Source organism: Spirosoma sp. (assembly GCF_026391055.1).
Lineage (GTDB): Bacteria > Bacteroidota > Bacteroidia > Cytophagales > Spirosomataceae > Spirosoma.
Window position 1 is genome coordinate 874,552 of record NZ_JAPLET010000026.1, and the last position, 13,136, is coordinate 887,687.

10 protein-coding genes are annotated in these 13,136 nt (G+C 52.1%); 5 read left to right on the plus strand and 5 right to left on the minus strand.

Going from position 1 to position 13,136, the window contains the following annotated elements:
• The first annotated feature begins 170 nt into the window (after positions 1-170).
• A complete protein-coding gene (locus NT073_RS27105; RefSeq protein WP_297380044.1) occupies positions 171-2,402 on the plus strand; it encodes a DUF11 domain-containing protein in 2,232 nt (743 codons plus the stop codon).
• A gap of 60 nt (positions 2,403-2,462) precedes the next feature.
• On the opposite strand, the gene NT073_RS27110 is transcribed toward NT073_RS27105, so the two are convergent.
• Entirely contained in the window at positions 2,463-3,992 is a 1,530-nt protein-coding gene (locus NT073_RS27110) for a magnesium chelatase (protein ID WP_297380046.1), read from the minus strand.
• Between the two features lie 212 nt (positions 3,993-4,204).
• Between NT073_RS27110 and NT073_RS27115 the strand changes: the two genes are divergently transcribed.
• Positions 4,205-5,998 (plus strand): IPT/TIG domain-containing protein, encoded by a 1,794-nt coding sequence (locus tag NT073_RS27115; protein ID WP_297380049.1) that lies wholly within the window; start codon positions 4,205-4,207, stop codon positions 5,996-5,998.
• A 48-nt stretch (positions 5,999-6,046) separates the two neighbouring features.
• Here NT073_RS27115 and NT073_RS27120 read toward each other — a convergent pair whose 3' ends face one another.
• Positions 6,047-6,982, minus strand: a complete 936-nt coding sequence (locus tag NT073_RS27120) for a 2-hydroxyacid dehydrogenase (RefSeq protein WP_297380052.1) — start codon at positions 6,980-6,982, stop codon at positions 6,047-6,049.
• Between the two features lie 152 nt (positions 6,983-7,134).
• Between NT073_RS27120 and pdxA the strand changes: the two genes are divergently transcribed.
• The 3 genes from pdxA (at position 7,135) to NT073_RS27135 (ending at position 10,489) form a co-directional block, all read left to right on the plus strand.
• Positions 7,135-8,793, plus strand: coding sequence for a 4-hydroxythreonine-4-phosphate dehydrogenase PdxA (gene pdxA, locus NT073_RS27125; RefSeq protein WP_297380054.1), 1,659 nt, complete (start codon positions 7,135-7,137; stop codon positions 8,791-8,793).
• A gap of 91 nt (positions 8,794-8,884) precedes the next feature.
• Positions 8,885-9,772, plus strand: coding sequence for a YicC/YloC family endoribonuclease (locus NT073_RS27130; RefSeq protein ID WP_297380057.1), 888 nt, complete (start codon positions 8,885-8,887; stop codon positions 9,770-9,772).
• Between the two features lie 81 nt (positions 9,773-9,853).
• Positions 9,854-10,489, plus strand: coding sequence for a DNA-3-methyladenine glycosylase (locus NT073_RS27135; protein WP_297380058.1), 636 nt, complete (start codon positions 9,854-9,856; stop codon positions 10,487-10,489).
• A gap of 5 nt (positions 10,490-10,494) precedes the next feature.
• Here the strand turns inward: NT073_RS27135 and NT073_RS27140 are convergent, their stop codons facing one another.
• From NT073_RS27140 to NT073_RS27150, 3 genes are read right to left on the minus strand one after another with little or no spacing between them, the layout of a single operon-like run.
• Positions 10,495-12,057 carry an ABC transporter permease/substrate-binding protein gene (locus NT073_RS27140; protein ID WP_297380060.1) on the minus strand — a complete coding sequence of 521 codons (1,563 nt, stop codon included), beginning with the start codon at positions 12,055-12,057 and terminating at the stop codon, positions 10,495-10,497.
• Positions 12,050-12,784: an ABC transporter ATP-binding protein gene (locus tag NT073_RS27145; RefSeq protein ID WP_297380063.1), complete on the minus strand. Its 735-nt coding sequence runs from the start codon at positions 12,782-12,784 to the stop codon at positions 12,050-12,052. Before NT073_RS27145 ends, NT073_RS27140 begins: the two co-directional genes overlap by 8 nt.
• Complete coding sequence (locus tag NT073_RS27150) at positions 12,781-13,062, minus strand: DUF427 domain-containing protein (RefSeq protein WP_297380065.1); 282 nt, start codon at positions 13,060-13,062, stop codon at positions 12,781-12,783. The genes NT073_RS27145 and NT073_RS27150 overlap by 4 nt, the downstream gene beginning before the upstream one ends.
• Between the last annotated feature and the right edge of the window lie 74 nt (positions 13,063-13,136).

The following is a 13,136-nucleotide window of genomic DNA, read 5'->3' on the forward strand; positions in this document are numbered from 1 at the left end:
CAATTCCCGAAAACGGCAGTGCAAGATTGTCCTTTATCATCGCATTAGTTAATCTGCACCGGGCCACCATCCGAATAATTAATAATCTAATTAAATAGGAGTCTACTCATCAAAAATAAAGAGATTTGAAACAGCCTAATCGGCTTGTACCCACCCATTATTGAATCATTGTGAACGCTTGTTTTTCCTGTTTTCTGATTTTTCTATCTGTTTCAGTCTACAGTCAATCTATCATTTATGTAACGCCCACGGGGGCGGGCACTCAGTCCGGTTCATCGTGGACCAATGCCCTGCCAGGCAATTCGCAGTTACGGAGTAAGTTACTCTCGGCATCGGCAGGAACACAGCTCTGGCTATCCGGTGGGCAGTATTCTCCTGGCTCATCACGAACTGAAACCTTTGCCATTCCATCGGGTGTACAGGTATATGGTGGATTTATGGGTAACGAAACGGCCCTGAGTGATCGCTTGCTGAGTTCGCCTTCCAGCACAACCCTAACAGGTGAAATCGGCGACCCAACCAGCATCACGGACAATAACTACCATGTTATAACCTTCACGAACGCATCCAGCGACACACGCCTGGATGGCGTGGTCATTACGGGAGGAAATTCAGACGCCAGTACATCCCCGCATGATTCAGGGGGCGGGATCTACAATAATGGTAGTGGTACAGGCAACAAAAGCAGGCCTATTCTGACAAACTGCCTGATTACAGCGAACACGGCCGTTAATGGCGGAGGCCTTTACAACGATGCCCACGACGGCGGAGAGAGTTCACCCACGTGTATAAACTGCATTTTTCAGGAAAACAGTGCCTCCTTTAGTGGGGGTGGCGTTTACAACTACGGCTACCGGGGCTTTTGCAGTCCCATGCTAACAGGCTGCGTGTTCAGGCGAAACAGGGCTGTCGTCGGAGGAGGCTTCTTCAGCAATGCTACCTTCAACGCAGCCATAAATAACCCGATACTCACCAACTGTGTGTTTGAAGAGAATACCGCCAGTTCAGGGGCGGGCCTTGTCTTCGCCAGTGGACTCTATGCCTTTCTCCACCCCATCCTAACCAATTGCCTGATCAACCATAATCAGGCCAGCGGCTCTGGGGGAGGTATTCAGGTCTCTGCCACCATTGGCTGCTCGGCCGATCCTACACTCATCAATTGCGTGCTGGCCGATAACTCAGCCGGAACAGCCGGAAGCGGTATCTATAGCGCGTGTTACAGTGATTCATATATAACCATCCGCCTAACAAACAGCCTTATATGGACAAACGATATTGCCCACGATACCGGCTCGAACAGAATAGCACCCACCTACGCCATAACGTACTCCAACGTTCAGGGAGGGTTTTCGGGTACGGGCAACACAACTGTTGATCCGCTGTTCGTTGACCCGCCCAGTAATAACTACAAGGTACGCCCAAACAGTCCGGCCATAAATACCGGCGATCCTGCCAGTACAACCAGCACCGTTTCGGCAACGGATCTGGCTAATGAGCCACGAATTGTGAACGGCCGAATCGATAGGGGTGCCTACGAGTACATTCCTATGGCTGACCTACGCATGACACTCTCCGTCAACACACGCACACCGGCGGTTAAACAACCCATTGAGTATAAACTGACCATTACCAACGACGGCCCCGACCCGGCTACCAATGTTACTTGGTACAATCGACTCCCGCCCTCTTTGAGCTTCGCGGGAGGTAAGGATGTATCCAATTCGTTTACCCTGGTTTATGGCACAATTGCTTCACTGAAGCCAGGAAAATCGACAACGTTCTCCTACCAGTTGCAGCCCGAACAACCCGGGCGCTATAGCAACGCGGCCCAGATCACAACCAGTGACCAAAGAGATCCTGACAGCCAGCCTAATTCCGGTACCGGCGACGGCCAGGACGATGCCGCGCAAACGGATGTCCGTACCACGGATGACAACGGTGCTGTCTATGTATCACCGAATCTAAATCAGGCTCCCTTGCCGTCGGTTACCTCAAACCAACCCGCTCCAGACCCTACAAAAGCCGACCTTAGTTTATCTATTTCCCTTTCGAACCGAACCCCGCGCGTGGGTGATGTGGTGGCGATTACCTGTCAGGTTAGTAACGCAGGCGAATTGACAGCAACGGGTGTGTCCCTGACGCTCACTCTTCCAACAGGCCTTTCCTTTGTGTCGGGTTCCGGATTTACCCAGACGGGGCAATCGCTTATGGGAACGGTTGGGACCGTCAAGGCGGGAGCTCAGGCTCTGCTAACTGCCCACGTACGCATTAACCTACGCAACGCAGCCTTGTTGTTCGCAGAAATCCTGACCAGCAATCAACCAGATCCCGATAGCCAGCCAGGTTCCGGCACAACGGATGGCCAGGACGACATGGCCACCGCCGATTTCCGCGTGCCATGAAACAGGAAAGGCGAGCCATGAGGCTCGCCTTTCCTGTTTCATTTCATATTCATTTGTCGACTAGAACCGATCATCGTCTTCATCCTCCTCTTCGCCAAAGCTGCTACCAGGGTTGAACATCGACCCGAGCAAGTCTTTGAATGACAAGCCCGTATCCATGGCTTTCTTACCAACCAGCGAGTGTTCGGCCAGACCATGCAGAGCGAACTCCATCATAAACAGCTTCTCGGTTTTGCTCAGACGCGGGTGGAAACCGTCGACCAGATCGTCGAGCCCGTCGATGGTACGCAGCCGGGCTTCGTAATCGCGGTTCGATAAGTCGTTGAGGAACTCCATCGTGTTGCCATCACCAAACCAGTCGGTGACTTTCTTGTACGGATTGCCCCGCTTGTCTTTTTTGGCTTTTTCGGGGTTTGGAAAATAGGCCAGAAACTGATTACGGATGGCTTTCCCGATCAGGTTCTGCGCGACGATAACCGGCCCTTCTACTTCACCTTCGTAAACCAGTTCAACTTTACCGCAAATAGCGGGAACGACCCCGTACAGGTCAGAAACGCGCACATACGTTTCTTTCTCCCCGTTGATGAGCGCTCGCCGTTCGGCCGAAGACAGGAGATTCTCGTAGGCCGAGATAGTCATCCGGGCCGACACCCCACTTTTCGAGTCGACGTATTCGCTTTCGCGGGCTTCGAGTGCTACCTGTTCAATCAAATCGGCAACCAGATCGTTGGTCTTAACCATGCCTTTCTGCTCGGTTTTCACGACGGCTTCCTGCAAAGTGATTTTCTTGCCAATTTCGATGGATTTCGGGTAGTGTGTCACTATCTGGGAGTCGATTCGGTCTTTAAGCGGGGTTACAATGCTGCCCCGGTTGGTATAATCTTCCGGGTTCGCGGTAAACACAAACTGAATATCGAGCGGCAAACGTAATTTGAAACCCCGAATCTGAATATCGCCCTCCTGCAAAATGTTAAACAGCGATACCTGAATACGGGCCTGCAAATCGGGTAATTCGTTAATAACGAAAATACAGCGGTGCGAACGCGGAATCAGACCGTAGTGAATTGTCCGTTCATCCGAATACGGCAACTTAAGCGTAGCGGCCTTGATAGGATCTACGTCGCCAATCAGATCGGCTACCGATACGTCTGGTGTGGCCAGTTTCTCGGTGTATCGCTCACTGCGGTGCATCCAGGAAATAGGCGTCTGATCCCCTTTTTCAGCAATAAGGTCAATAGCAAACCGGGAAAGCGGCTGCATCGGGTCGTCGTTTAATTCAGACCCAGCCACAACAGGAATATACTCGTCCAGCAGGTTAATCATTAGCCGGGCAATACGGGTCTTTGCCTGTCCCCGAAGGCCCAGCAGATTGATGTGGTGCATGGACAGGATCGCGCGTTCGACATCGGGGATAACCGTATCTTCGTACCCCCATATTCCCGGAAAAACGATTTCTTTTTCCTTAATTCGGTCAATCAGGTTATCCCGCAGTTCCTGTTTAATTGAGCGGGTTTCATAGCCAACGGCTTTTAATTCGCCAAGCGTTGAGATTGTTAGTAATTTTGATGCTTTCAGGCTGCGGTAGTTCATTCGATGATTCTTAGTGAAGAATGTGGAACGATACGTGTAGATCAAGAAATAGCGCTTAACTTAATGGTCTATCTATTTCTCCATATTGATGGCCTCTGCACGGATCACCCTTCATTAGGACTAACAGGCTTTCGGGAGAAATGGTTTTTGGATGGTCAAATTGACTAATTTTACCGATTATGCACCGGAATGACAACTCCGGTTGTCGTTTTATGAAATCAACATTACGAGTTTTCTTTTCGTTTAGCATACTTCTTGGGGTTTTTAGTTGCCGCGTTCAGCACAGTCCGCCCGAGTTGGTTAAGATATCTGTCGGCCAGGCTTACGTAGACCAACCCATTACGCTGTCGGGCTATCAGTTCGGTACTGACCCTACGGTTACGTTTGGCTCAGCGACCTCGGCCGTTAATGCGCCTATTGGCAGCCACGACGAAACCACCATTCAGCTTCAGGTTCCCAGGGTCGCTCCGGGGAAAACCCAGATTCGTGTTCAAACGAAGGAGGGCAGTTCCGATCCGCTGCCCTTTACGGTTATTCAGCCAGCCCCTATCGTGACGGCGATTACACCCACAAACGGACTTCCGGGTACTCAGGTAGTCGTTACGGGCGATTACCTGAACGAAATCCGCCGGGTTCGCTTCAATGAAATCGACGCCATCATTAACGATAGTACAGCCAAAAAAATAACGATTACTATCCCGCAAGCTGTAGCCAGAGGACCGCAGGCGTTTATTGTCGAGACATCGGCGGGTGTTGTTATCAATCGATTTGTTATTGCCGGAACGCCCCAAATTACCAGCATAAGCCCTACTAAAGCCAAACCCGGTGCGGAGTTAGTTATTCTTGGCAAGAACTTTACGGATGGCACAGTCAGTATCAACGGGCTGGTTACCGATAAGGCGCTGACAACAGTCAAAGACACTGAGATACGCACCGTTATTCCTCAGTCGGCGACTTCAGGACTAGTACGGGTGCAGGTTTTTGAATCATTGATAGCTACCAGTACCGATACGCTAAAACTGTTCCAGCCACCTTTTATTACGCACCTTCTTGCCCAGGACGGCGCAGCAGGCGAAAAACTGATTATAGAAGGTCGTGACTTCCGTGAGATTTCGACCGTGTCGATTGGTAATGTAGCTGTACCCTTCCGGGTAATTAGTGAAACGCAACTGGAAGCTACCGTTCCTGTTTTGCCCGCATCAGGTCGGGTATCGGTATCCGCCACCGGAATTGGCGGTACGACGACGGCAACGGACCCATTCTTCTTTTTCCTGCCGCCCTCCAATCTTACATTCAGTCCAGCCCGGCAACTGCCCGGACGCCCGCTAACGGTATCCGGCAATAACTTATACCGGATCACCAGTGTCAGCGTCAGCGGCATTCCGGTGCCCATCACCAGCCGTAACGAAGGTGTCGATCTGCTCATCGGCATTCCCGAAGTCGCCGTAAGTGGCCCAATTACAGTAAGTAGCCGGGCAGGTAGCGCATCGGCTCCGTTAGTAATCGTCCAGAAAGCGGTGGTTTCGGACATCCTCCCGTTAAAAGCCCGACCCGGCGAGCGGGTGGTTATTAGGGGCGATTTTTTGTTGAATGCTTCAATTTTATTCACAGGCTCCACGACACCTGCCGCCGATGGGGGCAAAAAGGAGGATAAAGAACGCTGGGTATTGGTGCCAGCTACTGCTCAGACTGGGCCATTGCGGGTCACGAACGAAACGAATGATGTAATTACAACGGCACCGTTCACAGTTCTTCGGCTTATCAGCAACATAGACTTCACCCCCAAATCGGGTAAGGTTGGCGATCAGATTGTTCTGACCGGGCAGAATATGGCCACCGTTCAGGAGATTCACTTCAGTAACGGAACGTCCACACCGGCCGCTTTTGTCCTGGAAGGGGCGAACCTTCGGGTCACGATTCCGGCCGGAGCGACAACGGGGCAGATCTGCCTGACCAATGAAGCCGGAACGAGTTGCAGCAGTTCGAATTTTACGATAACGCGGTAGAGACACCACATCCGGCATCTCTACCTATCACTACCTATCGGTCAACAATTATGCCTGCATTTGCCTTACCAGCACTTCATTGATCCTGACATAACTTTCGTGCGTCCAGCCAGCAACGTGCGGAGTCAGTACAACCCGATCCGACTGGCGAAGGTAATCGAATGACTGCTGCTGATCGGGCGTGAGTTTGGCCAGTTTCTCATTCTCAAGCACATCCAGGCAGGCCCCGCGAATCTTTCCGCTTTCCAACCCGCGAACAATGGCAGCCAGAGAAGCGATTTCGCCCCGCGCAACATTTATCAGATAAAATGGTTTGCTGAATTGCGCGATAAACTCGTCATTGATCAGTGTACGTGTTTCGTCGGTTAGTGGAATGTGTAAGCTGAGCACGTCCGCTTCAGCTTTGATTTTCTCCAGAGAAGCTTCTTCGGCATAGGCATTGCCGTAATTGGTCAGGAATTTGTCATAAGCCAACACACGGCACCCAAACCCACTCAGCCTACGGGCAGTGGCCTGTCCATTGTTGCCGTAGCCAATAAGCCCAACGGTCAGACTACCGAGTTCATAGCCCCGGTTACCTTCCCGATCCCATATACCCTGACGCACCTCTCGGTCTGCCTTCAGAATATTGGCCAGCAAGGCCAGCAACATACCAACGGCATGCTCACCAACGGCATCGCGGTTTCCTTCGCCCGCATGAAAAACACGAATATGCCGCTGCTCTGTTGCAACCAGATCAATAAGATCCAGACCAGCACCGGCCCGGGCAATAAAACGAAGCTTAGGGGCCTGGGCCAGCAGCTCCTCATCTACGAAAGTTTTACTCCGGATGATTAGCCCATCGAAAGGCGAAAGCGCGGTTAACAAGTCAGCACGCGTAATTTTTGGCTGATAATCAAACTGATAGCCCGCCTGATCGAGCATGGTAAAAAGCGACGGGTGCATTTCGTCGGCAATGAGAATAGAGAGTTGGTTCTGGGACATCCGTTGGGTTTTCGTAACTTGCGGCAAATACAGTGAAAAATGAAGAATGAAAAGTGAGGTGTAAACACGTCTTTGTTTATTCCGTTTATTCGTCACTTTTCATTCTTCATTTTTCACTATTTGCTAACTCTTGGCGAAACTACAAAAAGTGCATGGAACAACGCCAATCCGACGAATCGAATCCAACTCGTACAACTCCATCTGATGCGCCAGCGCCAGACGTTCAACCGCGTGCTACACAAGCCGATGAACCTGGGCCTACGCCACCGCAAACGGGCAATCAGCCAGCGGGAAACCGACAAGATAATCCGCAGCGGACTAATCGCAACGGCGAACCGCGCAACGGCGAACCGCGCAACGGCGAGCAACGCAACAGCGAGCGAAACCGCGATGGCGGACCACGCGATGGCGGACCACGCGATGGCAATCAGCGGGAAGGAGGCCGGAATCAACGCGATAACCGACAACAGCAACCAAAAATCGGCCCGGACGACAAATCGGCGCCTGCCAACGGTGCCGCCACAAATGAGCGACCCGAGCGCGGACAGCGACCCAATCAGCAAAACCAGCAGCGACCTAAACAACAGCGCGATGGACAAGGGCAGCCCGCCAATGGGCAGCGCCCGGCTGAAAACCGCCAGCGCGATGACAATCAGCCTGAACGCAGCCGCCCCGCTAACGATAACCGAAACGGGCAACGTGACTCTGTACCGCAGGAAGCAGGTCTGGGGCAGCGCGACGCTGGTGGACAGCCCGCGCAACCGGCCGAAACAAACAGCCGGGGCGAACGATTGGTTATCGGCATTTCGCTGGGCGACTACAATGGCATTGGTCCGGAAGTAATCCTGAAAGCCCTGCAATACAACCGGTTACAGAAAATCTGCACGCCCGTCATTTACGGTTCCATGCGCATTCTGAACCGCTATCGTAATTTACTGAACCTGAAAGACTGGAACCTCAATGGCGCCCAGACAATCGGCCAGATTAGCCATAAGCTGACAAATGTCATCACATGCTGGCCCGACCAGAATCAGGATATTCAGCCTGGTCAGGTAACGACTGATGCCGGGCAGGCCGCTCTGGCGTGTTTGCAACGGGCGGTCGAGGATTTAAAAGACGGCAAGATCGATGCTCTCGTTACAGCACCGATCAACAAAAACAACATTCAGTCCGATGAGTTTAAATTTCCGGGCCATACCGAATACCTGGCACAGGAATTTGGCGTTCAGGATAATCTGATGTTTTTGGTCAGTCAAACCTTACGGGTGGGTGTTGTAACCGGGCACGTACCGCTGGGCCGTGTTCGGCAAAACATCACCCGCGAACGAATTGCCCAGAAGTTAACCCTTATGATGCATTCGCTGAAGCAGGACTTTGGTATTGAAAAGCCTAAAATTGCGGTACTTGGGCTCAACCCTCATGCGGGCGAAGAAGGACTGCTGGGAACGGAAGAGAACGACATTATCAAACCGCTCATTGCCGATTGGCGCAACAAGGGCCAGCTGGTGTTTGGCCCCTACCCCGCCGACGGATTCTTTGGCACACGAGCGTATACGAAGTTCGATGCCGTGCTGGCGATGTATCACGATCAGGGATTAATCCCGTTTAAGGCTATTGCGTTTGAAGAGGGCGTCAACTTTACGGCGGGTATGCCTGCCGTGCGAACCTCGCCCGACCACGGGACCGCCTATGACATTGCCGGGAAAGACCTTGCCGACGAAACGTCCATGCTACAGGCTATCTACACCGCCATTGATGTAGCCCGTAACCGCAAAGAGTTTGTCGAACTGGAAGAAGGAGCTTTAAAGTAAGTTATTGATCAGTAGGCTATTGAGTTACTCTGCTGGCTTATACCTAAAAGCGAATAACCAATAACTTAATAACAACTAACTAATTCAACAAATGCTCAAATCAATGACCGGCTTCGGCAACGCAACAGTGGAGGCTGGTGGCCTGTCTGTAACCGCCGAAGTTAAAACTCTGAACTCTAAATTTTTAGATATTTATTGCCGGATGCCCCGCCAGTTCTCCGACAAGGAAATTGAACTGCGGGCTTTGTTGACACACCAACTGGAGCGCGGCAAAGTAGAGCTTTCTCTCAACCTGGCTCGCACCAATGCCGTTCGGCCGGGGGTTACCATCAATCGCCCGCTGGTGGCGGCTTACGTAGCTGATTTGAAGGAAACGGCCAATACAATGCTGATGAGCATTTCGGATGGGGATGTGCTGCAACTGGCACTTCAGCAGCCGAATGCCTACCTCACCGAATCGGCCGACCATACGGCCGACGTATCGGATTGGGAAACGGTACTGGCCGCCGTTCAGGAAGCCATCCGCCGGTGCGATGGGTTTCGTAAACAGGACGGAGCGGTACTGGAAGGAAAATTTCAGGAGTATATTCAGGTCATTACCGACCGGCTGGCCGATATTGAAGAACAGGATGTAAAACGGATGCCTGCCGTGCGTGACCGGATGCGCAACTCGGTGCGTGAGCTGCTGGAAAGTGAGTCCTTCGACCATAATCGTTTTGAACAGGAGCTAGTCTATTACGTGGAGAAATTCGACATCTCGGAAGAGAAAGTCCGGCTCAAAAACCACCTCAGCTATTTTCTGGAAGTACTGGCGACTGAAGAAGCCAACGGTAAGAAGCTAAACTTCATCTCTCAGGAAATTGGCCGTGAGATCAACACCATCGGCTCCAAAGCCAACGATTCGTCTATCCAGCGGTTTGTGGTGCAGATGAAAGACGAACTGGAGAAGATTAAAGAGCAGACGATGAATGTGATTTGAGGTATTGTCACAGGGGCAAGCCCTGACCCTGCTGACAATACCTGACCAAGCTTGACAACCATTTACCCTTCCAGACAACCCTTGGCAACGTTTGACACTTCTTTTTACCAATCCCACGATACGCTTACCCTGGCTCAATTGCTTTTAGGTTGTGAACTCGTTCATGAATCGGAAGAAGGCATTACAGCCGGGGTAATTGTTGAAACGGAAGGATACCTGACCGACGACCCGGCCTGCCACGCCTATCGACGGCAGACGACCCGCAATGCTGCCATGTTTGGTCCCGCAGGCACATTATACGTCTACCAGATTTACAATCACTACAACTGTATCAACGTCGTGACCGGACCCGAAGGTGTTGGCGAAGCCGTACTGATTCGTGCCCTCGAACCCACCGAGGGTATCGATCTAATGGCCCTACGCCGGAACGAAGCCTTTAAAACGGGCTTTGAGCGCTACCGAAACAATACCATCGACGCCACCACTGCCGATGGACAGCGTAACCTGGCCAACGGCCCCGCTAAACTGACCATTGCGCTGGGGATCAACAAAAACGAACACAATGCATCCTCCCTGACCACGGGCAACATCTTCATTCGCGGCCCTGTGCTGCACGATTTCGACATGGTCACGACTACGCGCATCGGCCTGACCCATGGTGCCGATCTACCGTATCGGTACTACCTAAAAGGGAATAAGTTCGTGAGTAAGAAATAAGCCGATCAGTCCGCTTTTCCCAGATACCTTACCAGATCACCAATAGACCGGATGCCTGCTTCTTGAGCCTGCTCCCGGCGCATCATCAGGCAATAACTATTGTTAAACCCGAGGGGCTTCAACCAGCTCATCTGGTACTTCTCATGAAACTGCGCCCGGCAAAACTGGTATACCGAATCGGGCTGCATCGGCAATGTTTTCAGGATAGCTGCCGTTGGCTGTAAAACCACCAGCAAACCCGTTCCTGTGTATTCGGGATAGAAATCAATGGCACCTGTACGGAGGGCATCGAAACAGATTTGCGTTCCCCCCAGCCCCGTTTTCGTTACCAGTCGAAGTTGTGTCTGGCCTTCGATCAACTGCCGGTAGATCTCCGCCAGAATGTACTGCTCCGTAAATACTTTAGACCCCATCACAACGGTCTCCGTTCGATTTCCGGGCGTGGGAATTTTGTATAAACCTTCTTGTTGTAAAAAATCCTTCGCCACACGCTCCGGCGACTCTTTTCTGAAATCGACCCGGTAGTTCAGGTCCGTCATCACCGAATCGGTTAGCTTACCCGCCAATAAATTCAGCGTCGGTTCCAGATCAGGGTGCCGGTCGAGGGCGGCCTGTCGAACAACCGGAGCGGCATCGTAAGGTGGAAAAGCATGTTTGGGATCGGCCAGAACCAATAAGTTGAAGGCATTGATTCGGCCATCTGTCGAGTAGCCGCTAATGATATCGACCTGCCCCCGATGAATGGCCTCGTACATCAGGTTCTGGTCGATAAGCCGGGGTCGCAGTTGCAGCCCGTACGTTTTCTGCAAACCCGGATAGCCATCGGCACGCCCGTAAAATTCGTGGGCAAATCCAGCGATCAATTTATCCTGACGCCCCGGCATTAGATAAAACGCCGATAAAAACGGTACCAGCACGACAAAGGCCAGTGCACCCACCCGCAGCTTTTTTTCGGATAAGTGCTGCAAACGCGCCAGTCCAAAATCAAAGCCGATGGCTAGTAACGCAGCCGGAATAGCTCCGGACAGCATCATGTTGACATTACTTAGGGCAATCCCGCTAAAGATAAATTCGCCCAGTCCACCAGCCGCTACATAAGCCGCCAGTGTGGCCACACCTACGTTAATAACGGTTGCCGTGCGGACACCCGCAAAGATAACCGGCAGCGCCAGCGGCAGTTCAACTTTTGTCAGGATTTGATTTTGGGTCATGCCCACGCCACGGGCCGCTTCTTTTACCAGCGCACTTACTTCAGTGATACCAACGTAGGTATTGCGAATAATGGGCAGCAACGCATACAGAAACAACGCCACCAGCGCCGGGCCAACACCAATACCCAGCAAAGGAATCAGGAAGCCCAGCAAGGCTACACTCGGCACCGTCTGCAGTACACCGGCAACGCCCAGCACACTGTTTGCCAGTCGGGTTTTTCGGGCAATAAAAATGCCAAGCGGCACCCCAATCAGCAGCGCCAGCAGCAACGATACAAACGTTAACCCAATGTGGGTTAGTGTTTGCTCCAGTAACTTATCGGCATGTTCACGGACAAAGGCAAAAAAGTCAGTCATTCAACCGGTGGGGTTTTTCGTCCAGAAAGTCCCGCACGAAATCGGTAGCGGGGGTATCAAGCAATTCATCCGGCGGTCCGATCTGAACAATCTGCCCTTTATCCATCAGAGCAATGCGGTCAGCTAGTTCAAGGGCTTCGCTGACATCGTGCGTAACCAGCACCACTGTTGTTTGGCGTAGTTCATTCAGCCCGAACAACTCCCGCCGAACGTGCTTTCGAGTAAAGGGATCGAGCGCGCCGAAGGGTTCATCCATCAACACCACGGGCGGATTAACAGCCAGAGCCCGCGCCAGGCCGACCCGCTGCCGCTGCCCACCGCTCAACTCGGCGGGGTATCTATTGAGCAGCGAATTGGGCAGTTGGAGTTTATCCATCAGTTCGCGGGTACGGGCCTGAATTCGGCCGGTTTCCCAGCCAAGTAGCTTGGGAACTGTGGCAATCGCATCGGCAACGGTGTAATGAGGAAACAGGCCACCATCCTGAATGACGTACCCAATACGCCGACGCAGTTCCGGTCCCGGCTGCTGGCGGATATCAAGGCCATCGACGCTGATGAAACCGCTGGTCGGCTCAATCAGGCGGTTGATCATCTTAAGCGTAGTCGTTTTACCGCAGCCACTGGTTCCGAGCAACACCAGCGTTTCGCCCGGTGCCACAGTCAGCGATACGTCGTTAACGGCCGTATGGGAATCGAAGCGTTTGATTACTTGCCGAACCTCTATCATTCTACGATCTGAACGCCTTTCCAGAACGCAACCCGGTTTTGAATCTGGCTGGCAGCTGGTTTGGGCTCTGGATAATACCAGGCAGCATCCGGATTGGTTTTGCCCTCCACCGTTAAGCTATAGTAAGAGGCCAGTCCTTTCCAGGGGCAGGTGGTATGCGTTTCACTATCGACCAGAAACTTCGCTTTAACGGAGTCTTTCGGGAAATAATGGTTATTTTCAACAACGACGGTGTCGTCGCTTTCGGCGATGGTTTCGCCGTTCCAGATAGCTTTCATGAGTCAGTAAGGTTTGAGATGATGTAAGGCCAATTCATGCATGAACCAGCGTTCGTATATAACTGAATAACTTG